Genomic DNA, 24,587 nt, shown 5'->3' on the forward strand with positions numbered 1-24,587 from the left:
GTCCGAAGGCATGAAAAGCCTGCCGGTCGGATTGCTGGGTATTGAGGAAAACACATGTCGCCCTGGCTGACAGTAGTAGGTATCGGTGAAGACGGTTTCAGTGGCCTGGGCAAGAATGCCCGGCGGGCGCTGCTGGGTGCTTCGCGGGTGTTCGGCAGCCAGCGCCAGCTCGATTTGCTGCCGCGCTGCATCGGCGGCGAGCGCCTGTTGTGGCCCAGTCCGTTTTCCCTGAGCCCGGTGCTGGCCCTGCGCGGTGAGCCGGTGTGTGTATTGGCCAGTGGTGATCCGATGTTCTTCGGCGTCGGCGCCAGCCTTGCACGTCAGCTCGATGCGCATGAGCTGAATGTACTGCCGATGCCCTCCTCCTGTGCGCTGGCCGCCGCGCGCCTGGGCTGGCCGTTGCAGGAAGTCATCACAGTGTCGCTGGTGGCGCGTCCGCTGGCCGCGCTCAATGCCCATCTCTACAGCGGTGTGCGCCTGCTGGTACTGAGCAACGATGGCAGCAGCCCGGCAGCGGTCGCGGCACTGCTGCGTGAACGTGGCTTTGGGCCGAGCCGCCTGCAGGTCTTTGAACACCTGGGCGGCAGCACCGAGCGCTGCCTTGAAGGCACGGCCGAGCACTGGCCGCACACACAGGTTGCCGCCTTGAACCTGATCGCCATCGAGTGCCAGGCCAGTGCTGATGCGCCGCGCCTGTCGCCGCTGGCCGGCCTTGCCGACAGCGCCTTCAAGCATGACGGCCAACTGACCAAACGCGATGTGCGCGCCATCACCCTGGCGCGTTTGGCACCGCAGCCGGGCGAGCTACTTTGGGACGTCGGCGCCGGTAGCGGTTCGATTGGCATCGAGTGGATGCGCGCTCATCCCAGTTGCCGCGCTCTGGCGATTGAGTCCGATGAGGGCCGTCAGGCGCTGATCGAGCACAACCGCGATGCCCTTGGCGTGCCCGGTCTGCAACTGATTCGCGGCCGTGCGCCGCAAGCCCTGGCTGGGCTGGAGCGCCCGGATGCGATCTTCATCGGCGGCGGTGTGACCCGCGAAGGCGTGCTTGAGCAGTGCTGGCAACAGCTGCGTCCGGGCGGCCGCCTGGTCGCCAATGCCGTGACCCTGCAAAGCGAACTGACCCTGGTCAACTGGCGCGAGCAGCATGGCGGCGAACTGACCCGCATCCACATCGCCCAAGCCCAGCCATTGGGTGAGTTCGACACCTGGCGCCAGGCCTTGCCGATCACCTTGCTAGAAGCGATCAAGCCCGCCGATGCGTGACGAGACCCAGGAACACCCCGCCCCCCTGCGCAGCGGTTTGACCACCGGCAGTTGCGCCACCGCCACCAGCCTGGCCGCTGCCCGCCTGCTGCTGACCGGCAGCGCCAGCGACGCCGTAGAGATCACCTTGCCGAAAGGCAAACAGGTGCAGATGCGCCTGGAGTTCTGTCGCCTGCATGAAGACGGAGCCGAGGCCGGCACCCTCAAAGATGCAGGCGACGACCCGGATGTTACCCATGGCGCCCTGCTTTACAGTGGCGTGCGCCTGCAGGCCGAGCCCGGCGTGCGCTTTGTCGCCGGTAAAGGCGTCGGCACCGTGACCCGCCCAGGCCTGGTGCTGGCGGTGGGCGAGCCGGCCATCAACCCGGTGCCACGGCGAATGATCAGCGAACACCTACAACGGCTGGCCGAAGAATGTGGCTATGGCGGCGGCTTCGAAGTCACGGTGAATGTGCAGGATGGCGAAAGCCTGGCGCTGAAAACCATGAACCCGCGCCTGGGCATTCTTGGCGGCCTGTCGATTCTGGGCACCAGCGGTATTGTCCGACCGTTCTCCTGTTCGGCCTACATCGCCTCGATCCACCAGGGTATCGATGTGGCGAAAACCAACGGCTACCTGCACATCGCTGCCTGCACCGGCAACGCCAGCGAAGACACCATGCGCCGGGTCTACAACCTGCCGGAAATCGCCCTGATCGAGATGGGCGACTTTGTCGGCGCAGTGCTCAAACACCTGCGCAAGGTCCCGGTGGACAAACTCAGCCTGTGCGGCGGCTTCGGCAAAATCAGCAAGTTGGCGGCCGGGCACATGGACCTGCACAGCCGCCACTCCAGCATCGACCTGCCGCAACTGGCGCAGTGGGCGGCAGCCATCGGCGCCGACAGCGAGCTGCAAGCGGCGATCTGCCAGGCCAACACCAGCCAGCAGGCCTTGGCCCTGGCCAGTGCTGCCGGTATTGCCTTGGGTGATGCGGTGTGTGCCCATGCGTTGGCGTTTGCACAAAGCGTGGTGCCGCCCGAGGTCCAAGTAGAAGTGTTCGCCATCGACCGCCAAGGCGGCATCGTCGGCCACGCCGCCGCTCCTACAGAGTGTGGGAAATGACTCGAATCTTGCTGCTTGGCGGAGTTACCGAAGCCCTGGCCATCGCCCGCACGCTTGGCCCCGAGCATGTCTACAGCCTGGCCGGCATCGGCCGGGTACCCAGCGATCTGAACTGCCAGGTCCGGATCGGTGGTTTTGGCGGTGCCGAGGGTTTAGCGGCGTATCTGCGCGCAGAGAACATCGACCTGTTGATTGACGCCACGCACCCTTACGCCGCCCGAATCAGCGCCAACGCCGCCCGCGCGTCACAGCTCAGCGGCGTACCCTGCTGGGCCCTGCGACGCCCGGCGTGGCAAGCGCAGGCCGGTGATGACTGGCGCGAAGTGGCTGACTGGGCCGAACTGATCGAAGCCCTGCGTCCGTTTCAGCGCCCGCTGTTCACCCTTGGCCGTGAGCCGTTGCAGCACCTGGAGGAGATCCCGCCGCAACAGTTCTGGACCTTGCGCGCCCTGGAGGCCTGCCCCGGTAACGAACGCTGCGAAGTGATCGGCGCCCGCGGCCCGTTCCTGCTTGAGGACGAGCGCAGGCTGTTTGAACGTCGGCAGATTGATGTGTTGATCAGCAAGAACAGCGGCAGCGCTGCGACCGAGCCCAAGCTCGACGTTGCGCGTGAGCGTGGGGTGCCGGTATTGATTCTGAAACGGCCTGAGTTGCCAGTGGTGGACAGGGAATTTTTCACCGTCGATACCTTGAGCGCTGCGCTTGATTCACTGCGTATATCCCATTGACATATACAGCACCCAGCATAAACTCGGACATACATTAATGCTTTCCAGGGAGGCCCCCATGGATCAAGGTGCCGTCTTCAAAAGCAATCGCAGCCAGGCTATCCGCTTGCCAAAATCCGTCGCTTTTCCCGAGAACATCACGCGTGTGGATGTGGTCGCCATCGGCCGCACCCGAATCATTTCGCCTGCCGGTGAAACCTGGGACAGCTGGTTCGACGACGAGTGTGCAAGCCACGACTTCATGGTTTCGCGAGAGCAGCCTAAAGATCAGGAACGTGAAGGGTTCTGATGCTCAAGTACATGCTTGATACCAACATTTGTATCTTCACCCTCAAGAACAAGCCACACGAGGTACGCGAAGCGTTCAACCGCCGCCACGGCCAACTGTGCATCAGTACCATCACATTGATGGAGCTGATCTACGGCGCAGAGAAATCCGCTGCGCCTGAGCGCAACCTGTCTGTCGTCGAAGGCTTTGCCGCGCGCCTTGAAGTGCTCAACTATGACAGTCATGCCGCAGCCCACAGTGGCCAGCTACGCGCAGAACTGGCCAAGGCCGGAACACCGATCGGGCCCTATGACCAGATGATCGCAGGGCATGCCCGCTCGCTCGGGCTTGTGTTGGTGAGTAACAATGTGCGCGAGTTCCTGCGTGTCCCTGGACTACGTGTGGAAGACTGGTTAAACCCCGCCAATTAGCGGGATCACCATCGTAGGAGCGGGCTTGCCCCGCGATCCCTTCACCATAATCAGATATTTCTGATTACCCCAGCTGCCGCCCCCTGACTTACACTGCCCGTTCCTCCCTGAAAGAATTCGCCCATATGGAAATGCAATGGTGGATCTGGCTGGTATTCGGGTTCGGCCTGGTTGTGCTGGAACTCGTATTACCAACCTTCTTTATTCTCTGGTTCGGCATCGGTGCGGTGCTGGTGTCGTTCATCGCCTACCTGGTGCCCAGCCTGCAGCTCGACATGCAGGTACTGCTGTGGGTGGTGCTGTCGTCGATCACCACGCTGCTGTGGTTCAAGGTGTTTCGCAAGAAGAAACCGGACACCCGCTGGACTGCTGACAATGTCCTCGGCGAGGTCGGCCTGCTGACTGCAGCCGTCTCCGAGTTCCACAAGGGTCGCGTGCGTTTCCAGAAGCCCATTCTCGGCAACGAGGAATGGATCTGCATTGCCGATACCGACATCCCCTCGGGCGAGCGCGTCCGCCTCACTGCCATCGAAGGCAATACTGCCCGGGTTACCCGGGCCTGATCAGCACAAGGAAACTTTGACTCATGACCAGCCTCATCGTCGCCGGCACACTCGCCGCGTTCGTCCTCATTACCCTGTTCAAAGGGGTACGCATCGTGCCTCAGGGCGAAGAGTGGATCGTCGAACGCCTGGGTCGCTACCAGGCCACCCTCAAGCCCGGCCTGAACATCGTCATTCCCTACATGGACGTGGTCGCCTACCGCCTGCCGACCAAAGACATGATCCTCGATGTGCAGCAACAGGAAATCATCACCCGTGACAACGCGGTGATCGTCGCCAACGCCCTGTGCTTTGCCAAGGTCGTCGATCCGCAGAAAGCTGCGTACGGCGTGCAGGATTTCAGCTACGCCGTGACCAGCCTGACCATGACCTCGCTGCGTGCCATTGTCGGTGCCATGGACCTCGACGAAGCGCTGTCCAGCCGCGAACAGATCAAGGCCCGCCTGCGCGAAGCGATGTCGGAGCAGACCGAAGACTGGGGCGTGACGGTACGTTCGGTGGAAATCCAGGACATCAAGCCTTCGGAAAACATGCAGTCGGCCATGGAGCGTCAGGCCGCTGCCGAGCGTGAGCGTAAAGCCGATGTCACCCGTGCAGAAGGCGCCAAGCAGGCTGCGATTCTGGAGGCCGAGGCACGCCTGCAATCGGCCAAGCTGGATGCCGAAGCGCAGATCAACCTGGCCGAAGCCTCGGCGCGCGCGATCTCCCTGGTGAAAGACGCCGTTGGCAACGAAATCACCCCGGCCATGTACCTGCTGGGCGAACGCTACATCGGCGCCATGGAAAACCTGGCGGGTAGCGAAAACGCCAAAGTCGTAGTGCTGCCTGCCGACCTGCAAGAAACCGTGCGCGGCCTGATGGGGCGCAACAAAGCCGTCTGATCACAGTGAGTGTGTGGGCTTGCTGTAATACCCTGTGGGAGCGGGCTTGCCCCGCGATGCGATGTGGCTGACAAATCGCATCGCGGGGCAAGTCGGGTCGCCGCACCGCCGCTCCCACAGAGGCCGCCGCGACATTTCATCGCATGCCTGGGTTTTTTACATATACTTTCAACTCTGGCTAAATAGCCATCACTCGATTCCTGACCGGATCTTTCCATGCCCTCACATCGGCTTGCCCATGCCTGGATTGCCTGCTTTGCAGTGCTGTTCAATCTGCTGGCCATGCCGTTGTCTGCCGCCGCGCCGAAAAGCCAGGCGGAACAACTACTCTGGGGTACGTTCTGCTCCACCGGCGGCACCAAGCTAATCGCCATTTCCCTCGGCTCGCCCGACGGCACCCGGCAAAACGATGACCACTCGACCATGCAACACTGCTGGTGTTGCTCCGGCGCCGCGCCACTGTTGGCATTGCCAGGGCAGCCTCCACGCTTGCTGTTGCCTACCCAGGACTTTGCCCGCCCCAAGGCCGTGCTTGTCGCCAATCAGCCGACGCCACGCCAACTGTGGCCAGCGCTGAACCCGCGCGCCTCCCCTCTAGCCTGACTTCACGACGCCGCCTGTTGCGAACCTGAATCGACTGGAGAATCACCATGTTCAAAAACGCCCTGCTGCTGGCCGCTCTGCTGCTGCCTGCCACCTTTGCCAACGCCCACGAATACACCAAGGGTGACCTGCATATCGCCCACCCGTGGTCGCAGGAACTGCCGCCCAACGCCCCCAACGTGGCTGCGTACTTTGTCGTTCACAACAACGGCAGCAGCGCCGACACCCTGCTCAGCATCGATAGCCCGATCAGCGACGACGTGCAGTTGCATGAGCATGTGCACAAGGACGGCCTGATGAAGATGCAGCAGGTGCAACGCGTGGAAGTACCTGCAGGCAAAGACCTGGTGTTCGCCCCCGGTGCCTACCATGTGATGTTGATGCAACCCAAGGACCGCAGCCTGCTCAGCGACGGCAAACGCTTCCCGATGACCCTGCATTTCGAAAAAGCCGGTGACGTCACCGTCGATGTCGCCGTGCAGAAGCAGGCCCCCGAAGGTGAAGCGCACAGCCACTGACCGCTGACTGAACGCTGCTCACCATGAGCATCGCCCGCAGCAGCCGCTCCCGCCCCGCACGCCCCGACTCCAGAAGGGTTCGTGGCAGCTGGCTGAGCCTGTTCGCCATGTTGATGATCTTCATCGGCCCACTGGTTTCCCAGTCGATGCCGATGGATCACCGTGCCATGTCGAAAGACATGAACATGAGCATGGCGATGGACAGCAGTGCCGATTGCCACAGCGACGGCCAGCACACGGATAGCGCTTCGCTGCATGTGATCTGGGAGAAGTGCGGCTACTGCAGCCTGTTCTTCCACTGCCCGGCCCTGCCCCAGGCCCTGAGCCTGCTGAACACCGAGGCGGCTCCTGCCAGCAGCACACTGATCACCCTGACCCGCCAGGGCTATGCCCGGCACACCGTGTTTCCCGGGGCCCTGACCCGCGCGCCACCTGCCTTCATCGTCGTCTGAAATCACCTGTTGCGTTCGTGGGTTCGGCACGCTGCCGATGGCCCACTGCGCCCTTATGACTGATCGATGTTGGAATCACTATGTCCGGCTGTACTGCTGTGTTTCGTTTGTCCCTGCGCGGGACCCTTGCCGTGATCTGCGGCACCTTGCTCAGCCCCCTGGCCCTGGCCGCCAGCGAGCACGAGGAGCATCGTCATGATCAAAATGAGTTGAGCCCGACGGTCATCACTGCGGTCGCGCCCAGTTCACCGCTGACCATCGTCACCAACCCGAAAGACCCACGCCAACCCGTACCGGCCAGCGATGGCGCCGACTACCTGAAAACCATCCCAGGCTTCTCGGCGATCCGCGCTGGCGGCACCAATGGCGACCCGGTGCTGCGCGGCATGTTCGGCTCACGCCTGAACATCCTCACCAATGGCGGCGTAATGCTTGGCGCCTGCCCAAACCGCATGGACGCCCCCACCTCCTACATTTCGCCAGAAACCTACGACCGGCTGACCGTGATCAAAGGCCCGCAAAGCGTGATCTGGGGGCCGGGCGCATCTGCCGGGACCATCCTCTTCGACCGCGACCCGGAGAAATTCGGCGAGCTCGGTAGCCGGGTCAACGCCAGCCTGCTGACCGGTTCCAATGGCCGCTTCGACAAGCTCGTCGACGCTGCTGCCGGTGGCCAGCTGGGTTATGTGCGGGTAGTCGGCAACCAGTCACACTCCGATGACTATGAAGACGGCAATGGCGACACCGTGCCGTCGCGCTGGGACAAGTGGAACGGTGATGTTGCACTGGGCTGGACACCGGATGCCGACACCCTGGTGGAGCTCACCGCCGGCAAAGGTGATGGTGAAGCCCGTTACGCCGGGCGTGGCATGGACGGCTCGCAGTTCAAGCGCGAAAGCCTGGGCCTGCGTTTTGAAAAGTCCAACATCGGCGAGGTGTGGGACAAGCTCGAGGCCCAGGTCTACTACAACTACGCCGACCACGTGATGGACAACTACACCCTGCGCACGCCCTCGGGCATGGGCATGATGGGTTCGCCGATGGTCAGCAACGTTGACCGTCGTACCTTGGGCGGCCGGGTAAAAGGCACCTGGCGTTGGAGCGAATTGCAGTTGATCGCTGGCGTTGATGCGCAGACCAACGAGCACCGTCAGCGCGGCGGCATGGGCATCGACGTGCACAAGCAAATGCCCTGGACCAAAGACGCCGATTTCCACAACTACGGCATGTTTGCCGAGCTGACCTGGTATGCCGCCGATCAAGACCGCGTCATCACTGGCGCACGCCTGGACCGCGCCTCGGCCAAAGACTACCGGGAAACCAGTGCCACCCGTGACGACACCCGTGCCGATACCCTGCCCAGTGGCTTTGTTCGCTACGAGCATGACCTCGCTGACCTCCCGGCCACCACCTACGTCGGCCTTGGCCACGCCGAGCGCTTCCCGGATTACTGGGAGCTGTTTTCGCCCAAGTCGGGGCCAGCCGGTTCGGTCAATGCCTTCGACAGCATCAAGCCTGAGAAAACCACGCAAGTGGACTTTGGCATCCAGTACCAGACCGAAGACCTGCAGGCCTGGGCCTCGGGCTATGTCGGCCAGGTCCGCGACTACATCCTGTTCGACTACCGCACCAACATGATGGGCATGAGCAGCTCGCGGGCACAGAACATCGACGCGCGGATCATGGGTGGCGAATTGGGGGCGGCCTATAACCTGACCTCGAACTGGAAAGCTGACGCAACCCTGGCCTACGCTTGGGGCAAGAACAGCAGTGATGGCACAGCGCTGCCACAGATGCCCCCCCTTGAGAGCCGCCTGGGGCTCACCTACAGCCGTGACGATTGGAGTGCCGGGGCGTTATGGCGGGTGGTCGCCGCGCAGAATCGCATCGCCGAGAACTACGGCAACGTAGTCGGCAAAGATTATGAAAAAAGCGCAGGTTTCGGGGTGTTCTCGCTCAATGGCAGCTACCGGGTCAGCAAGCACCTCAAGCTCAGCGCGGGGGTCGATAACCTGTTCGACAAGGCTTATGCCGAACACCTGAACCTGGCGGGCAACGCCGGCTTCGGCTACCCCGCAAGCGATCCACAGGCCATCAATGAGCCAGGGCGCACGCTCTGGACCAAGGTTGACCTGAGCTTCTGATCCACCCTCGGGGCGCGATCGCCGATCGCGCCTTACCTGCACAACATGGGAGCACACCATGAGCAAAGCGCCGATTAGCTTCTACAACCTGGCCTGGCGTTGGCACTTCTATGCCGGGCTGTTTGTCGCCCCGGTCATGATCCTGCTGGCGATCACCGGGATCATCTACCTGTTCAAACCGCAACTCGACCCGTTGCTTTACCGTGACCTGATGGTGGTCGAAGCCGGGCACCACCGGCAAAGCGCCGACCACTTGCTGCAACAGGTACACACGGCTTACCCCAAGGGGCAGGTCAGCCAGTACCTGCCAGCGATTGCCGCCGACCGTAGCGCACAGTTCGTGGTCAAAGATGCCGGGCGTGAACTGAACGTGTTCATCAACCCCTATGACGGCACACTGCTGGGTGAGCAGGACGCAAAAAGCAACCTGCAAGCGGTCGCCCGTGCCCTGCATGGCGAGCTGATGATTGGCACCGTCGGTGATCGACTGGTGGAACTGGCCGCTGGCTGGGGCATCGTGCTGGTGGTGTCCGGGTTGTACCTGTGGTGGCCACGCGGCAAGAGCAGCGCGGGCGTGCTGTGGCCGCGCCTGAATGCCCGTGGGCGCCTGCTGTGGCGCGACCTGCATGCCGTCACCGGTTTCTGGGGCTCGGCCCTGTTGCTGCTGATGTTGCTCAGCGGCATGACCTGGACCGGCTTCTGGGGCGCGAAGTACGCCGATGTCTGGAACCGCTTCCCTGCCGCCATGTGGAACGATGTGCCGCACTCCGACCAACAGGCCCGCGAACTCAACAGCGCAACGCGCCAGACCGTCCCCTGGGCAGTGGAAAACACCCCGATGCCGCAGTCGGGTGCGCATGCCGAGCATGCCGGGCATTCGATGGCCTCAAGTGCCCCGGCGGCCCCGCAAGTCAGCCTGCAGCAGATTCAAGAACTGGCGGCTACCCGTGCGGTGGTGCCGGGCTACAGCATCACCCTGCCCACCAGCGCTGACGGCGTTTACACCATCGCCGTGTTTGCCGACGACCCGCGCAACGACGCCACCCTGCATGTCGACCAGTACACCGGCAAGGTGCTGGTGGATGTGCGCTGGCAAGACTACAACGGCGTTGCCCGCGCCACGGAAGTGGGGGTGATGCTGCATGAGGGCAAGATGTTCGGCCCGCTGAACCAGATCATCGTGTTGCTGATTTGTTTGATGATTCTGCTCGGTTCGGTCAGTGGCCTGGTGATGTGGTGGAAACGTCGGCCTGAAGGTGGCCTGGGTGTGCCGCCGCTGCGCCATGATTTGCCGAAATGGAAGACGGCGATAGTGATCATGGTTGCGTTGGGTGTGGTGTTTCCGTTGGTGGGCGTTTCGTTGCTGGCTGTGTGGGTGCTGGATTGGGGGGTGTGGTCGCGCCGAATGAAGACTGCTTGAGCGGTGGATAAATCTTTTCGCGGGGCAAGCCCGCTCCTACGGCATTTCTTCGGTGGGAGCGGGCTTGCCCCGCGATGGTGGTCTGTCTGGTGGATCGTCTCGCGGGGCAAGCCCGCTCCTACCGGCTGAGCTGCTACCATAGCGGCCCGCTTTCGCCAGGATTGTCATGAGTACCCTGAGTATCAGCGACCTGCACTGGTCGCCACTGGGCCACGGCCATTGTCATCACCAGTTCCAACTGCACGCGGTCGATCTGCAGGTCAGGGCGGGAGAGTTCGTCGGTTTGATCGGCCCCAACGGCAGCGGTAAAACCAGCCTGCTGCGCTGCGCGTACCGCTTCAATAAACCTGAACGCGGCGTGGTGCGCCTGGATGATCACGACCTCTGGCGTCAGTCGCCCCGTTGGTGTGCGCAACGCATTGCCGTGGTGCTGCAGGAGTTTCCCGATGCCTTCGGCCTGAATGTCGAGGAGGTCGTGGCCATGGGCCGCACCCCGCACAAGGGGCTGTTCGACGGCGACACCGAGGCAGACCGGCAGTTGGTCAAATCCGCGCTGCAGGCAGTCGGTCTGGACGGCTTTGATGACCATGCCTTTGCCAGCCTTTCGGGGGGCGAAAAGCAGCGGGTGATTCTCGCCCGCGCCCTGGTTCAGCAACCGCAGGTGTTGATCCTCGATGAGCCCACCAATCACCTCGACCCACGCTATCAGCTGGAGCTGTTGCAGCAAGTGCGCCGCCTGGGCATCGGCACCCTGGCCAGCATTCATGACCTGAACCTGGCGGCGGCCTTCTGTGATCGCCTGTACGTGCTGGATCACGGGCGCATCGTCGCCAGCGGTACTCCCAGCGAGGTGCTGACCACCGACTTGCTGCTCGACGTCTTCGGTGTACAAGCACTGATTGACCGCCACCCCCTCGCCGACCACCCACGCCTTACCTGGATAACCCAGCGATGATTCGAACGACCTTGCTGCTGCTCGCCCTGCTGGCCAGCACCAGTGCTTTCGCCCAGGCCACCCAGTACCCGCTGACGGTACAAAGCTGCAACCGCCAGGTGACCTTCAACAAAGCACCCGAGCACGCCCTCAGCCACGACATCAACATGACGCAGATGATGCTCGCACTCGGCCTGCGTCAGCGCATGGTCGGCTACAGCGGTGTCAGTGGCTGGAAAGCGGTCACCCCGGAACTGAGCAAGGCACTCGACGGTTTACCGGAGCTGGCCAGCAAGTACCCTTCGGTGGAAACCCTGCTCAACGCCAATGTCGATTTCTTCTTCGCCGGCTGGGACTACGGCATGCGCGTCGGCGGTGACCTCACCCCGCAAACCCTGGCACCGCTGAACATTCCGGTGTACGAGTTGACCGAGTCCTGTGCCTTCGTGATGAAGCGTGCGGCCGCCAGCCTCGACGACACCTATAACGACCTGCGTAACCTCGGCAAGATTTTCGATGTACAAGCGCGTGCCGAACAGTTGATCGGTCAGATGCAGCAACGCATTGCCGTGGTTCAACAGGCACTGCCAGCACAACGCCCACGGGTGTTTCTGTATGACAGCGGTGAAGACCGCGCCATGACCTCCGGCCGCCTGGGCATGCCCCAGGCGCTGATCGAAGCGGCGGGTGGCCGTAACGTGCTCGACGATATCGACGCCAGTTGGACCCGGGTGAACTGGGAAAGTGTGGTCGAGCGCAACCCCGAAGTGATCGTCATCGTCGACTATGGCGAGATCAGCGCAGCGCAAAAACGTGCCTTCCTCGAACAGCACCCGGCGTTGCAGTCGGTGTCGGCGATCCGTCATCAGCGCTTCGTGGTCATCCCGTACGTGGCCGCCACACCGAGCCTGGAAAACGTCGACGCCATCGAAACCATCGCTGCCGGCTTGCACGGCGCATGACTCGCTACCGCTTGCTATTGCTCGGCCTGAGCGGCCTGCTGCTGGTGTCCTGCGTGGTGTCGCTGGGCTTCGGCGCAGCGCCGGTGCCGGTAGAGGTGGTGTGGCGCGTGGTGCTGTTCAAAGTCTTCGGCATTGCCCCCGAAACGCCAGCCTGGAGCACCGGCCAGGAGCACATCGTCTGGCTGATTCGAGTGCCGCGCATGCTCCTTGCCGCCCTGGTCGGCGGTGGCCTGGCGATGATCGGTGCGGTGTTGCAGGCGGTCACGCGCAACCCGCTGGCTGATCCGCACCTGCTCGGCGTCACCTCCGGTGCGACCCTCGGCGCGGTGCTGGTGGTGTTGCATATCGGTGAAGTGCTGGGCGTACTGACCCTGCCACTGGCCGCCTTTATCGGCGCGCTGTGTAGCATGCTGCTGGTGCTGGCGATTGCCAGCCGCGGCGGTCGCCTGGACAGCGACCGCCTGCTGCTGTGCGGCGTGGCAGTGGCGTTTGTGATGATGGCAGTGGCCAACCTATTGCTGTTTCTCGGCGATCACCGCGCCAGTTCGGCGGTGATGTTCTGGATGCTCGGCGGCCTGGGCCTGGCGCGTTGGGAACTGCTGCCGATCCCGGCGCTCAGCGTGTTGCTCGGCTTGACCCTGCTGCTCGGCATGGCACGGGCGCTCAATGCGCTGATGGCCGGTGAGCAGACGGCGGTGACCCTCGGTTTGAATGCCCGTTCGGTACGCCTGCTGGCCTTTCTGATTTGCTCGCTGTTGACCGGGGTGCTGGTGGCGATCAGTGGCTCGATCGGCTTTGTCGGCCTGATGGTGCCGCACATTGCCCGGCGTCTGGTCGGCGCCGAACACACCCGCTTGCTGCCGGTGTGCCTGTTGCTGGGCAGCCTGTTCCTGATCTGGGTCGATGTTGCCGCCCGCACGCTGATCTCACCGGAAGACCTGCCCATCGGCATCGCCACCGCCGCGATTGGCGGCTTGTTCTTTATTGGCCTGATGCGCAAGCGTTGATCGTCGTCAAGCACGCTTTGGTCTTGAGACGTATTGTCGCGGTTGCGCCAGGAAGGCGCGTGTTAGCCTAACGCGCACAAGAGAAATGTATTACATGGAATTGCCTAGCCTATGACTGCAAACCTGCCCCCGCAACAACCCATACCTGATGAACACGAACACCTCGAACGCAGCCTGTCCAACCGCCATATCCAGCTGATCGCCATCGGTGGCGCCATCGGTACCGGGCTGTTCATGGGCTCGGGCAAAACCATCAGCCTGGCCGGTCCGTCGATCATCTTCGTCTACATGATCATCGGCTTCATGCTGTTCTTCGTCATGCGGGCGATGGGTGAGTTGCTGCTGTCGAACCTGGAATACAAGTCGTTCATCGACTTCTCCGCCGACCTGCTCGGCCCCTGGGCCGGCTATTTCACCGGCTGGACGTACTGGTTCTGCTGGATCATCACCGGCATTGCCGACGTGATCGCCATTTCCGCCTATTCACAATTCTGGTTTCCCGACTTACCACAATGGGCACCGGCGCTGGCCTGTGTCGGGCTGCTGCTGTCGCTGAACCTGATCACGGTGAAGATGTTCGGCGAGATCGAATTCTGGTTCGCCATGATCAAGATCGTCGCGATCCTGGCCCTGGTCGGTACGGGTTTGTACATGGTGCTGGTCGGCTTTGAATCGCCCGCCGGGCGTACCGCCAGCCTGACTAACCTGTGGAACGACGACGGCATGTTCCCCCATGGCCTGATGGGCTTCTTCGCCGGTTTCCAGATTGCCGTGTTCGCCTTCGTCGGTATCGAACTGGTGGGTACCACCGCTGCGGAAGCGAAGAACCCCGAGCGCACCCTGCCGCGGGCGATCAACTCGATTCCGGTGCGGATCATCGTGTTCTACGTACTGGCCCTGATCACCATCATGGTGGTGACCCCGTGGCGCGATGTGGTGCCGGGCAAGAGCCCGTTCGTTGAGCTGTTCGTGCTGGCCGGTTTGCCAGCGGCGGCGAGCATCATCAACTTCGTGGTACTGACTTCGGCGGCGTCGTCGGCCAACAGTGGCGTGTTCTCCACCAGCCGTATGCTGTTCGGTCTGGCCCAGCAAGGTGATGCACCGCGCAGTTTCGAACACCTGTCGAGCCGCAAGGTTCCGGCCAACGGCCTGTACTTCTCCTGCTCGTGCCTGTTGCTGGGTGCAGCGCTGATGTACCTGGTACCCGACTTGATTGAAGCCTTCACCTTGGTGACCACGGTGTCGGCGGTGCTGTTCATGTTCGTCTGGACACTGATTCTGCTGTCGTACCTGAGCTTTCGCAAACACCGTGCAGCCCTGCACCAGGCCTCGAACTACAAGATGCCGGGCGGGCGTTTCATGTGCTACGTGTGCTTGCTGTTCTTCGCCTTCATCCTGGTGCTGTTGAGCCTGGAAAGCGACACCCGCGCGGCGCTGATCGTGACGCCGTTGTGGTTTCTGCTGCTGGCGGTGACCTACCAGTTTGTACGTAGGGCGCGGCACGATTGAGCTGACTTTTTCGCGGGGCAAGCCCGCTCCTACAGGTGCTGTGGGAGCGGGCTTGCCCCGCGAGACTTACCCTTGCTCCACCCCCCGCAATACCGCTTCGGTCAGTGCCAAGCCTTTCTCCAATGAATTCTCCGTTGCGGTCAGCAAACTACGCAGCGGATCTTCGGCCTGTTCAAGGGCCAGCGCATTGGTTTCGTAAGCGGCCTTCAACGCGGTCACCGCGCACACTAGCGCATCCTCGGCATCCACCCCGGCAAGCACCAGGCAAGTCGGCTCATGGGCCTGATGGCAGGTACCAAAGTGTGTCGCGGCAGTCACGTGGCGGATCGGTGGATCTGGAACGATCTTCTTGAGCATGGTGCTACTCCTTGCGGCTCTCTCTAAATGTCGCTCCGCGCCCACACGCCAATATGGGTGAGCGGAGCCGTGCGGGTTGGCGTGCCGGTCAGAGATACCCGGTGAGCCCGAAGGCTCCCACACACGGCTCCGCCCATATCGGGTGCAACCATGCCGAACACAATCGCTGAGTGCGTTAGTGCTCTGTATCTCTGAACCTGGGACGCCAATCCCGTGCCGCAGAATCTACTGCGGTGCGGCACGGTACTCAACTACTGAGGATGTGTCAAAACGTTAACCCCCTGGCCAGCCCCGCAACGCCGGGCTCTCCACGCCTTACCTGGCATTTTTGTCAGTTGCGGCAATTTTCGCCCGCGCCTCAAATGTGCTCAGACCTCCCCCGGTGACCGGCCCTGCCGTTCACGCACGCCGTCTGTTCAAGCATCAGGAGCACCGCGCATGACCAGCCAGGAATCCGTCGTCACCCCCAACACTTACGCCAAGCTGTTCCCCGAGCAGCTCAGCAACACGTGCAGCCCAGAGGCACCCGAGGCCAACTGCGGGCCGATTGCCTACCTCAGTGCCTTGTACCAACAAGCCCTGTCGCTGGCCTACCTCGCGCTGACCGAAAACACTCCGTTCTACAACTGGCTGGTCGCCCGCCAGGAGCAGATCTACGGCGCTGCCTACGACGTTGTACGTTCGCTGTGCCTGGGGTGGAAGAGGCCTGGCGTTATGAAATTGGCGACTACCGGCGCGAAAGCTTCATCGACACCACGGCCTGGTTCGACAACTACAAGGGCATGCTGGCGGGCGAGTCGCTGCTGAGCAACCTGCAACACATGGAGAACCAGTTGCCGAAGACGGGCTGGGTTACGAGCCGGGCACCTGGGTGTATGAGCTGATGTTCCATGACGGACGTTATCTGCCGTTCGAGGGTACAGGGGCGATCTCGGAATGGACCCTGGAGATTCCCGGCGGCGCGGCGTGGAAGGATCCGTCGGTCATCGAGGACATTACTTTCAACATGGTGTACACGGCTAAGGCGGGGGATAGTGCGTTTACTGAGGCCGTGAACAAGTTGAAGTTGAAGTCGAGTTGATACGCGATCGCGGGGCAAGCCCGCTCCCACAGTGGGAGCGGGCTTGCCCCGCGATCAGCCGCACCACAGCCCTAACCCTGTGCATGGCGCACCAAGCTGGCCCGCAAATCCTCGCAACCACCCCCCACAACCCCAGCAAATACGGGGCTTCGCCACTTGTACACAAGTCGGCATACCACTTGCAAAAGCCCTCTTCGCGTTGCCAACACTCTAAAAAGCACCGGAGAGAGCACATGAAGCGTCGCAGTCTGATCAAGGCCTTTACCCTCAGCGCGTCCATCGCGGCGATGGGCTTAAGCTGGAGCATCCAGGCCGCCGAGACCATCAAGGTCGGTATCCTGCATTCGCTGTCCGGGACCATGGCGATTTCCGAGACCTCACTCAAGGACATGGCCTTGATGACCATCGAGCAAATCAATGCCAAGGGTGGTGTGAACGGCAAGATGCTCGAACCGGTGGTGGTAGACCCAGCCTCGAACTGGCCGCTGTTCGCTGAAAAAGGCCGGCAACTGCTGACCCAGGACAAGGTCGCGGTGGTCTTCGGTTGCTGGACGTCGGTGTCGCGCAAGTCGGTGCTGCCGGTGTTCGAAGAGCTCAACGGCCTGCTGTTCTACCCGGTGCAGTACGAGGGCGAGGAAATGTCGCCGAACGTGTTCTACACCGGCGCGGCGCCGAACCAGCAGGCCATTCCTGCGGTGGAGTACCTGATGAGCGAAGACGGCGGCGCGGCCAAGCGCTACTTCCTGCTCGGCACCGATTACGTTTACCCGCGCACCACCAACAAGATTCTGCGTGCCTTCCTGCACAGCAAGGGCGTAGCCGACAAAGACATCGAAGAGGTGTACACGCCGTTTGGTCACAGCGATTACCAGACCATCGTTGCCAACATCAAAAAGTTCTCGGCCGGCGGCAAGACTGCGGTGATCTCTACAGTCAACGGCGACTCCAACGTGCCGTTCTACAAAGAGCTGGCCAACCAGGGCTTGAAAGCCACCGACGTACCGGTGGTGGCTTTCTCGGTGGGTGAAGAGGAACTGCGCGGCATCGATACCAAGCCGCTGGTGGGGCATCTGGCAGCGTGGAACTACTTCGAGTCGGTGCAGAACCCGGTCAACAGCCAGTTCGTCGCTGACTGGAAGGCCTATGCCAAGGCCAAGAACCTGCCGGGTGCCGACAAGGCGGTGACCAACGATCCGATGGAGGCCACCTACGTCGGTATTCATATGTGGGCGCAGGCGGTCGAGCAGGCTAAATCCACTGACGTCGACAAGGTCCGTGAGGCGTTGGCCGGGCAGAGTTTCAAAGCACCGTCGGGTTACACCCTGACCATGGACAAGACCAACCACCACCTGCACAAGCCGGTGATGATCGGCGAGATTCAGGATGACGGGCAGTTCAGTGTGGTGTGGGAGACCGAGCAGCCGCTGCGTGCGCAACCCTGGAGCCCGTTCATTCCGGGTAACGACAAGCGTCCGGATTATGCGGTGAAAGGTAATTGACGCCATCGCGGGGCAAGCCCGCTCCTACACCTGTGGGAGCGGGCTTGCCCCGCGATGAACCCACCGCTGATACCGGGATAAACCATGTACAGACTCCTGCTCACCCTCCTCTTGCTGCTCCCTCTGGCAACCCAGGCCGGCGAGGGTGAATTCTTCCTCACCGCCAAGCCCAACGAGCAGGCCCGCCTGCTGCAGGGCTGGGCGGCACAACCGGATCCATCACGCCTCGAACTGCTGACCTCGCTGCAGCAAGGGCGCCTGAGCCCTACTGATACCCGCAAACTGCGCCTGAACAACCGCCTGCGCGGCCTGGTCGACAACGCCCTGGCCAGCCATCAACTGCTCAGTGATGACGCCAGCGTGCGCCTGGCTGCCGCGCAGCAGTTGCAAAAAAGTGCGCAGCCGGCGCAAGTCGCCTTTCTCGACCGGCGCTTCGCCAGCGAAACCGACAGCGCCGTGCACGCAGCCCTGGGCCTGGCCCTGGCCAATCTGCAACTGGCGGCCAGCGAACCTGCGGTGCGTCTGGCAGCGGTTCGCCTGCTCGGCGAAACCGGCGACCCCATGGCCCGCACCCGCCTCGAAGCGCTCCTGCAACCGGGCGTGGAAAGTGACGCCAGCGTGCGCACCGCCGCTGAAACCAGCCTGGCTCAGGTCAAGCGCAAGTTGCTGATCGGTGAAGTGCTCGGCCAGGCCTTCAGCGGCTTGTCACTGGGCTCGATCCTGCTGCTGGCGGCATTGGGGCTGGCGATCACCTTCGGCTTGCTCGGGGTGATCAACATGGCCCACGGCGAAATGCTGATGCTCGGGGCCTACGCCACCTATGTGGTACAGGTGTTGATCCAGCGCTATGCACCTGCGGCCATCGAGCTTTATCCACTGATCGCCCTGCCCGTGGCGTTCTGCGTCAGCGCCGGGGTTGGCATGCTGTTGGAGCGTACGGTGATCCGCCACCTGTACGGTCGTCCGCTGGAAACTTTGCTGGCCACCTGGGGCATCAGCCTGATCCTGATCCAGGCCATCCGCCTGCTGTTCGGTGCGCAGAACGTTGAAGTGGCCAACCCGGCGTGGCTGTCTGGCGGCATTCAGGTGCTGCCGAACCTGGTACTGCCCTACAGCCGCCTGGTGATCATCGGCTTTGCCCTGTTCGTGGTGCTGCTGACCTGGCTGCTGCTCAACCGCACGCGCCTGGGCCTGAACGTGCGCGCCGTGACCCAGAACCGCAACATGGCTGCCTGCTGTGGCGTGCCCACCGGGCGTGTCGACATGCTTGCCTTCGGCCTCGGCTCGGGTATCGCCGGGCTCGGTGGTGTGGCCCTGAGCCAGATCGGCAACGTCGGGCCAGACCTGGGCCAAAGCTACATCATCGACTCGTTCCTGGTGGTGGTGCTCGGCGGCGTCGGCCAACTGGCCGGTAGCCTGTGGGCCGCGTTCGGTCTGGGCATTGCCAACAAACTGCTGGAGCCGCAAATCGGTGCGGTGCTCGGCAAGATCCTCATCCTTGCGTTGATCATTCTGTTCATCCAGAAACGCCCGCAAGGCCTCTTCGCACTCAAGGGACGGGTGATCGACTGATGAACCAGCCTCTGCTTGTTACCGCCAGCCAAAAGGTCGGCCCGCGTTGGACCCTGGCCACGGGTGCCGTTGTCTTGCTGGTGCTGCTGACCTTGCCGCTCCTGTCGTTGCTGCCGGACGGCCACGCCTTGCAGGTCTCGGCCTACACCCTGACCCTGGTCGGCAAGATTCTCTGCTACGCCATCGTTGCCCTGGCGCTGGATCTGGTCTGGGGCTACGCCGGGTTGCTGTCGCTGGGGCACGGGCTGTTCTTCGCCCTCGGTGGCTATGCCATGGGCATGTACCTGATGCGTGAAGCGGCGGGTGATGGCCTGCCAGCGTTCATGACCTTCCTGTCATGGAGCGAGCTGCCCTGGTACTGGGCCGGTACCCAGCACTTTGCCTGGGCCTTGTGCCTGGTGGTGCTGGCGCCCGGTTTGCTGGCCTTGGTGTTCGGTTTCTTCGCCTTCCGCTCGCGGATCAAGGGTGTGTATTTTTCGATCATGACCCAGGCCCTGACCTTCGCCGGGATGCTGTTGTTCTTTCGCAACGAAACCGGCTTTGGCGGCAACAATGGCTTCACCAACTTCAAAAGCATCCTCGGTTTTCAGATCACCGCACAAAGCACCCGTGCGGTGCTGTTCCTGCTGACCGTTGCGCTGCTGGTCGCCAGCCTGTACCTGGGCTGGCGGTTGGCGCGCAGCAAGTTCGGCCGGGTGTTGACCGCACTGCGCGATGCCGAAAACCGCTTGATGTTCTGCGGCTACGACCCGCGTGGTTTCAAACTCTTCGTCTGGGTGTTGAGCGCGGTGCTGTGTGGCCTGGCGGGTGCGTTGTACGTGCCGCAAGTGGGCATCATCAACCCCAGTGAAATGTCGCCGACCAACTCCATCGAAGCCGCCGTGTGGGTGGCCCTTGGCGGGCGCGGCACGCTGATCGGCCCGCTGCTCGGTGCCGGTCTGGTCAATGGCATGAAGAGCTGGTTTACCGTGGCCTTCCCCGAGTACTGGCTGTTCTGCCTGGGCGCGCTGTTCATTCTGGTGACCTTGTACCTGCCCAAAGGCGTGGTCGGCCTGCTGAAGAAAAGGGGTGAGCAATGAGAGCGATACCACTACCTCCGGTGCACCCGGAATTCATGCTCGAACCGATCCTCGATGCCGGCAGCGGCCGCGACGCCATCGGCCTTGGTCAGGTACGCGGCGAGGGTCTGGACGTGCGCCACGGCACGGTCCTGACCCTGGAAGACATCAGTGTCAGCTTCGATGGTTTCAAAGCCCTCAACGCGCTCAACCTGTACATCGGCGTCGGTGAGTTGCGCTGCATCATCGGCCCCAACGGCGCCGGTAAAACCACCCTGATGGACGTGATCACCGGCAAGACCCGGCCCACCACCGGCAAGGCCTGGTTTGGTGAAACCCTGGACCTGACGCGCATGAGCGAAGTGCAGATCGCCCAGGCCGGTATTGGCCGCAAGTTCCAGAAGCCCACGGTGTTCGAAGCCTTGAGTGTGTTTGAAAACCTGGAGCTGGCGCAGAAGGCTGACAAGTCGGTGTTCACCAGCCTCGTTGCGCGCTTGAGTGGCGAGCAGCAGGACCGCATTGATGAGGTGCTGCGGACCATCCGCCTGAGCAATTCGGCGCAGCGCCCGGCCGGGTTGTTGTCGCACGGTCAGAAGCAGTTTCTCGAAATCGGCATGTTGTTGATGCAAGACCCGCAACTGCTGCTGCTCGATGAGCCGGTGGCGGGGATGACCGACGCAGAAACCGAGTTCACCGCGGAGTTGTTCAAGGGCCTCGCGGGCAAGCACTCGCTGATGGTGGTCGAGCACGACATGGGCTTTGTCGGCAGCATTGCCGACCATGTCACGGTGCTGCATCAGGGCAGTGTGCTGGCCGAGGGGTCGCTGGAGCAGATGCAGGCGGATGACCGGGTGATCGAGGTGTATCTCGGTAGGTAGTTGAACAGCTTCGCGGGGCAAGCCCGCTCCTACACCCGCGATAAAGCAGCCAAGGACATGACCATGCTGAAAATCGATTCACTGCACCAATACTACGGCGGCAGCCATATCCTGCGCGGTCTCTCATTCGAGGCCAAAGTAGGTGAGGTAACTTGTTTGCTCGGCCGCAACGGCGTCGGCAAAACCACCTTGCTGCGCTGCCTGATGGGCCTGCTGCCAACCCGCGAAGGCGCCGTGCATTGGGAAGGCCAGGCGATCACCACGCTCAAGCCACACCAGCGGGTTCAGGCCGGTATCGCCTACGTACCGCAGGGCCGCGAGATCTTCCCGCGCCTGACGGTCGAAGAGAACCTGTTGATGGGCCTGTCGCGTTTTGGCGCCAGCCAGGCGAAAAGCGTTCCAGCGTTTATCTATGAGCTGTTCCCGGTACTGCTGCAGATGAAACACCGGCGCGGCGGCGACTTGTCGGGCGGTCAGCAACAGCAACTGGCGATCGGCCGTGCCCTGGCCAGCCAGCCACGCCTGCTGATTCTCGATGAGCCCACCGAAGGTATTCAGCCTTCGGTGATCAAGGAAATCGGTGCGGTGATCAGCAAGCTCGCTGCTCGCGGCGACATGGCCATCTTGCTGGTCGAACAGTTCTACGACTTTGCCGCCGAGCTGGCCGATCAGTACCTGGTGATGTCGCGCGGCGAAATTGTCCAGGCCGGGCGCGGTGAAAACATGGAGGCCGAGGGTGTGCGCGGCCTGGTAACCATTTAACCTGAACACCACTTTGCAAGCGTTCGAGAAGCTGCCATGACTTACCTGATTCGTGATGCCGTTACTGCCGATCTGCCGGGCATTCGCGACATTTACAACGACGCGGTGCTCAACACCACGGCGATCTGGAATGAACAACCCGTTGATCTAGCCAATCGCCAGGCCTGGTTCGACGCTCGCCAGGCCCAACGCTACCCGATTCTGGTAATAGTCGACGCCGCCGCAGACCAAGTGCTCGGCTATGCTTCGTTCGGTGACTGGCGCCCGTTCGAAGGCTTTCGGCATACCGTTGAGCACTCGGTGTACATTCGCGCCGATCAACGCGGCAACGGCCTCGCGCCGAAGCTGATGCAAGCGCTGATCGAACGTGCGCGCGCCTGCGACAAGCACGTGATGGTCGCCGCTATCGAAAGCGGCAACAGCGCCTCGATCCGTCTACATGAGCGCCTGGGTTTTACCCTCAACGGGCAAATGCCGCAGGTCGGGGTGAAGTTCGGCCGCTGGCTGGACCTGACTTTTATGCAGCTGATCCTCAACCCCGGCGCGCAGCCGCGTGCCATGGAGTGAAGCCTATGAATGCTGCGCACCTCAATCGGGTGACCCATGAAAGCTTTACCCATTACCGTGACGGACTGGTGGATTTACTGCTCGATGCCGTACGCCACGGTGCCTCGGTTGGCTTTCTGGAAAACATCGATGCGCAACAGGCCAACAGCTACCTGGATGAAGTGAAACAGCGCCTAAGCAGTGGAGAGTTGCTGCTGTGGGTGGTCAGCAAGGATCAGGAAGTGCTTGGCAGCGTGCAGCTGGGGCTGTGCCAGAAGCTCAATGGGTTGAAACGGGCGGAAGTGCAGAAGTTGCTGGTGCACAGTGCCGCACGCCGCCGGGGGCTGGGGCAACAACTGATGCAGGCGCTGGAAGCCACCGCACGGCAGAAACAACGCGTGACCTTGTACCTGGATACCGAGGCTGGGTCGGAGGCGGAGGCGTTTTATCAGTCGCTGGGGTATATCAAGGCTGGGGAGATTCCGGAATACGCATGTGGGCCGGATGGCACGTATCGGCCGACGGCGCTGTACTACAAGTTGCTCTAACCCCTCCTCTCAGTGGGAGCGGGCTTGCCCCGCGATTGCGATCCGCCTGTCACATTGCAATCGCGGGGCAAGCCCGCTCCTACAGGTAGTGCAAGACAGTTGCCCTCCAAGATGAAGCGTTCAGCCTTGCAGAAACCTGCCCAACCGCTGCCTGAGCATGGTGTTCTCACTGCGCAGTTGCTGAACCTCTTCCAGCAACTCCAGCGCCAGCGCCACCCCTTCCCACTCCAGCGCAAGCTCGCGCTGCAACTTCGCCGCACGCTTGGCCAGCAGCGCCGCCTGGTCGTCAAACAACCACTCTTCCGGCGTTCGCCCGGAAGGTTCGACAATGCAGTGCTCGACGATTTCGATCACGTAGGCGGCCGGTAGATCGGCTTCCCGACAAAGGGTCTGCATGTCCAGTTGAACGACCAGGGTACTGCTCATCATCAGTTACTCCATTGTGTCCTCGGATTGAATGCCGCCTTCTCTGCCAGCTTGTTCCACAACTCGCGGGTTGTGTCGTCGCTGTGGCTGGGCATCACCACTTTCAGCTGTGCATAAAGATCGCCGCGCGCACCCTGCTTGTTCGCCAGGCCCATGCCCTTGACCCGCAGGCGCTGCCCACTCTGGCTGTCGGGGCGGATGGTCAGGTTGATCTTGCCGGTCAGGGTCGGCACCGCCACCTTGGTGCCCAGTGCGGCCTCCCAAGGCGCCAGCGGCACGGTAATGATCAAGTCATGACCTTCGACATCGAACAGCGGATGCGGTGCCATGCGGATGGTCAGGAACAGGTCGCCATTGGCGCCACCGCCGATACCCGGCGCACCCTGGCCCTTGAGGCGGATTTTCTCGCCGTCGGTCACGCCAGCAGGGATCTTCACATTCAGGGTTTTGGTGGTGAAACCGGTACGCTGGCCACTGCCGTTGTGCTGCGGCACCTGGAAACTGATCTGCTTCGATTCGCCAGACAGGGTTTCTTCCAGGAAGATCGCCAGTTCCATTTCCACGTCTTGCCCTCGCCGACCGGCGCTGCGTTGCTGTTGGCCACGACCGAACGGATTGCCGTTGCCACCACGGGCGCCAAAGATCGAGCTGAAGAAATCGGAAAAGTCGCCACCTTCAAAACCACCCGAGCTGCGGCTTTCCCAACCGGGCGGCCCCTGGAATGGGCGGCCATGCTGGCCGTATTTGCGCAGCTCGTCGTATTCAGCGCGTTTTTCCGGGCTGCTCAGCACGTCATGCGCTTCGTTTACTTCTTTGAATTTTTCCTCGGCGTCACGCTCTTTGCTGACGTCGGGGTGATACTTGCGCGCAAGCTTGCGGTAGGCCGTTTTGATCGCCTTGTCGTCCGCTGTAGGCTCTACGCCAAGTATCTTGTAGTAGTCTTTGAAGTCCATCTAAGGAATCACCATCAAATTGTGCGTTGCTTCTGTAGATTGGGGTCAAGCATAGCCTTTCAAGGCGACCTTGGGTTTGCTGTAAAGCAGATAATCGGTCTTGATTCTGCTGGCCACTG

The 24,587-nt window shown here is 62.0% G+C and carries 29 protein-coding genes; 26 read left to right on the forward strand and 3 right to left on the reverse strand.

What is annotated here, in order from left to right:
• Nucleotides 1-54: 54 nt before the first annotated feature.
• The 16 genes from cbiE to cycA all read left to right on the forward strand — a co-directional run bounded on the left by cbiE (nt 55) and on the right by cycA (nt 14,788).
• On the forward strand, nt 55-1,266 hold the full coding sequence (gene cbiE, locus ACVWSC_RS25980; RefSeq protein ID WP_442110083.1) for a precorrin-6y C5,15-methyltransferase (decarboxylating) subunit CbiE: 1,212 nt from the start codon (nt 55-57) through the stop codon (nt 1,264-1,266).
• The gene (locus ACVWSC_RS25985; RefSeq protein WP_442110085.1) at nt 1,259-2,368 is read left to right on the forward strand and encodes a cobalt-precorrin-5B (C(1))-methyltransferase; all 1,110 of its coding nucleotides are present in this window, start codon (nt 1,259-1,261) and stop codon (nt 2,366-2,368) included. The genes cbiE and ACVWSC_RS25985 overlap by 8 nt, the downstream gene beginning before the upstream one ends.
• Nucleotides 2,365-3,096 (forward strand): cobalt-precorrin-6A reductase, encoded by a 732-nt coding sequence (locus ACVWSC_RS25990; protein WP_442110087.1) that lies wholly within the window; start codon nt 2,365-2,367, stop codon nt 3,094-3,096. The genes ACVWSC_RS25985 and ACVWSC_RS25990 overlap by 4 nt, the downstream gene beginning before the upstream one ends.
• Before the next feature lie 58 nt (nt 3,097-3,154).
• Nucleotides 3,155-3,385, forward strand: coding sequence for a type II toxin-antitoxin system VapB family antitoxin (gene vapB, locus ACVWSC_RS25995; protein WP_442110089.1), 231 nt, complete (start codon nt 3,155-3,157; stop codon nt 3,383-3,385).
• Complete coding sequence (gene vapC, locus ACVWSC_RS26000; RefSeq protein WP_442110091.1) at nt 3,385-3,795, forward strand: type II toxin-antitoxin system tRNA(fMet)-specific endonuclease VapC; 411 nt, start codon at nt 3,385-3,387, stop codon at nt 3,793-3,795. Before vapB ends, vapC begins: the two co-directional genes overlap by 1 nt.
• A 125-nt stretch (nt 3,796-3,920) precedes the next feature.
• Nucleotides 3,921-4,358, forward strand: coding sequence for an NfeD family protein (locus ACVWSC_RS26005; protein ID WP_442110093.1), 438 nt, complete (start codon nt 3,921-3,923; stop codon nt 4,356-4,358).
• Between the two features lie 23 nt (nt 4,359-4,381).
• On the forward strand, nt 4,382-5,239 hold the full coding sequence (locus tag ACVWSC_RS26010; RefSeq protein WP_442110095.1) for an SPFH domain-containing protein: 858 nt from the start codon (nt 4,382-4,384) through the stop codon (nt 5,237-5,239).
• Between the two features lie 216 nt (nt 5,240-5,455).
• Nucleotides 5,456-5,842: a DUF2946 domain-containing protein gene (locus tag ACVWSC_RS26015; protein ID WP_442110097.1), complete on the forward strand. Its 387-nt coding sequence runs from the start codon at nt 5,456-5,458 to the stop codon at nt 5,840-5,842.
• A 47-nt stretch (nt 5,843-5,889) separates the two neighbouring features.
• Complete coding sequence (locus tag ACVWSC_RS26020) at nt 5,890-6,360, forward strand: copper chaperone PCu(A)C (protein WP_442110099.1); 471 nt, start codon at nt 5,890-5,892, stop codon at nt 6,358-6,360.
• 23 nt (nt 6,361-6,383) lie between these two features.
• The gene (locus ACVWSC_RS26025; protein WP_442110101.1) at nt 6,384-6,812 is read left to right on the forward strand and encodes a DUF2946 domain-containing protein; all 429 of its coding nucleotides are present in this window, start codon (nt 6,384-6,386) and stop codon (nt 6,810-6,812) included.
• 80 nt (nt 6,813-6,892) lie between these two features.
• Nucleotides 6,893-8,956, forward strand: a complete 2,064-nt coding sequence (locus tag ACVWSC_RS26030; RefSeq protein ID WP_442110103.1) for a TonB-dependent copper receptor — start codon at nt 6,893-6,895, stop codon at nt 8,954-8,956.
• Between the two features lie 58 nt (nt 8,957-9,014).
• The gene (locus ACVWSC_RS26035; RefSeq protein WP_442110105.1) at nt 9,015-10,376 is read left to right on the forward strand and encodes a PepSY-associated TM helix domain-containing protein; all 1,362 of its coding nucleotides are present in this window, start codon (nt 9,015-9,017) and stop codon (nt 10,374-10,376) included.
• Between the two features lie 166 nt (nt 10,377-10,542).
• A complete protein-coding gene (locus ACVWSC_RS26040; RefSeq protein WP_442110107.1) occupies nt 10,543-11,331 on the forward strand; it encodes an ABC transporter ATP-binding protein in 789 nt (262 codons plus the stop codon).
• On the forward strand, nt 11,328-12,272 hold the full coding sequence (locus ACVWSC_RS26045) for an ABC transporter substrate-binding protein (RefSeq protein WP_442110109.1): 945 nt from the start codon (nt 11,328-11,330) through the stop codon (nt 12,270-12,272). Before ACVWSC_RS26040 ends, ACVWSC_RS26045 begins: the two co-directional genes overlap by 4 nt.
• On the forward strand, nt 12,269-13,279 hold the full coding sequence (locus ACVWSC_RS26050) for a FecCD family ABC transporter permease (protein WP_442110111.1): 1,011 nt from the start codon (nt 12,269-12,271) through the stop codon (nt 13,277-13,279). Before ACVWSC_RS26045 ends, ACVWSC_RS26050 begins: the two co-directional genes overlap by 4 nt.
• Nucleotides 13,280-13,390: 111 nt before the next feature.
• Nucleotides 13,391-14,788: a D-serine/D-alanine/glycine transporter gene (gene cycA / locus ACVWSC_RS26055; protein ID WP_442110113.1), complete on the forward strand. Its 1,398-nt coding sequence runs from the start codon at nt 13,391-13,393 to the stop codon at nt 14,786-14,788.
• A gap of 66 nt (nt 14,789-14,854) precedes the next feature.
• Here cycA and ACVWSC_RS26060 read toward each other — a convergent pair whose 3' ends face one another.
• Entirely contained in the window at nt 14,855-15,145 is a 291-nt protein-coding gene (locus ACVWSC_RS26060; RefSeq protein ID WP_442110115.1) for a hypothetical protein, read from the reverse strand.
• Nucleotides 15,146-15,583: 438 nt separating this feature from the next.
• On the opposite strand from ACVWSC_RS26060, the gene ACVWSC_RS26065 reads away from it, so the two are divergent.
• From ACVWSC_RS26065 to ACVWSC_RS26110, 10 genes are all read left to right on the forward strand, one after another.
• Nucleotides 15,584-15,952 carry a Tc toxin subunit A gene (locus ACVWSC_RS26065; RefSeq protein ID WP_442110117.1) on the forward strand — a complete coding sequence of 123 codons (369 nt, stop codon included), beginning with the start codon at nt 15,584-15,586 and terminating at the stop codon, nt 15,950-15,952.
• Entirely contained in the window at nt 15,892-16,029 is a 138-nt protein-coding gene (locus ACVWSC_RS26070; RefSeq protein ID WP_442114373.1) for a hypothetical protein, read from the forward strand. Before ACVWSC_RS26065 ends, ACVWSC_RS26070 begins: the two co-directional genes overlap by 61 nt.
• A complete protein-coding gene (locus ACVWSC_RS26075) occupies nt 16,029-16,226 on the forward strand; it encodes a Tc toxin subunit A-related protein (protein ID WP_442110119.1) in 198 nt (65 codons plus the stop codon). The genes ACVWSC_RS26070 and ACVWSC_RS26075 overlap by 1 nt, the downstream gene beginning before the upstream one ends.
• Before the next feature lie 233 nt (nt 16,227-16,459).
• Nucleotides 16,460-17,725 carry an urea ABC transporter substrate-binding protein gene (gene urtA, locus ACVWSC_RS26080; protein ID WP_442110121.1) on the forward strand — a complete coding sequence of 422 codons (1,266 nt, stop codon included), beginning with the start codon at nt 16,460-16,462 and terminating at the stop codon, nt 17,723-17,725.
• A gap of 84 nt (nt 17,726-17,809) precedes the next feature.
• Entirely contained in the window at nt 17,810-19,297 is a 1,488-nt protein-coding gene (urtB, locus tag ACVWSC_RS26085) for an urea ABC transporter permease subunit UrtB (RefSeq protein ID WP_442110123.1), read from the forward strand.
• On the forward strand, nt 19,297-20,376 hold the full coding sequence (gene urtC / locus ACVWSC_RS26090) for an urea ABC transporter permease subunit UrtC (protein ID WP_442110125.1): 1,080 nt from the start codon (nt 19,297-19,299) through the stop codon (nt 20,374-20,376). The genes urtB and urtC overlap by 1 nt, the downstream gene beginning before the upstream one ends.
• Nucleotides 20,377-20,411: 35 nt before the next feature.
• Nucleotides 20,412-21,233, forward strand: a complete 822-nt coding sequence (urtD, locus tag ACVWSC_RS26095; RefSeq protein ID WP_442114374.1) for an urea ABC transporter ATP-binding protein UrtD — start codon at nt 20,412-20,414, stop codon at nt 21,231-21,233.
• A gap of 63 nt (nt 21,234-21,296) precedes the next feature.
• A complete protein-coding gene (urtE, locus tag ACVWSC_RS26100) occupies nt 21,297-21,995 on the forward strand; it encodes an urea ABC transporter ATP-binding subunit UrtE (RefSeq protein WP_442114375.1) in 699 nt (232 codons plus the stop codon).
• 36 nt (nt 21,996-22,031) lie between these two features.
• A complete protein-coding gene (locus tag ACVWSC_RS26105) occupies nt 22,032-22,562 on the forward strand; it encodes a GNAT family N-acetyltransferase (protein ID WP_442110127.1) in 531 nt (176 codons plus the stop codon).
• 5 nt (nt 22,563-22,567) lie between these two features.
• Nucleotides 22,568-23,089: a GNAT family N-acetyltransferase gene (locus ACVWSC_RS26110; protein ID WP_442110129.1), complete on the forward strand. Its 522-nt coding sequence runs from the start codon at nt 22,568-22,570 to the stop codon at nt 23,087-23,089.
• Nucleotides 23,090-23,209: 120 nt separating this feature from the next.
• Here the strand turns inward: ACVWSC_RS26110 and ACVWSC_RS26115 are convergent, their stop codons facing one another.
• Entirely contained in the window at nt 23,210-23,515 is a 306-nt protein-coding gene (locus tag ACVWSC_RS26115) for a chaperone modulator CbpM (protein ID WP_442114376.1), read from the reverse strand.
• Between the two features lie 2 nt (nt 23,516-23,517).
• The gene (gene cbpA / locus ACVWSC_RS26120) at nt 23,518-24,468 is read right to left on the reverse strand and encodes a curved DNA-binding protein (RefSeq protein ID WP_442110131.1); all 951 of its coding nucleotides are present in this window, start codon (nt 24,466-24,468) and stop codon (nt 23,518-23,520) included.
• Nucleotides 24,469-24,587 lie beyond the last annotated feature (119 nt).

This window comes from Pseudomonas sp. NUPR-002 (assembly GCF_056322725.1).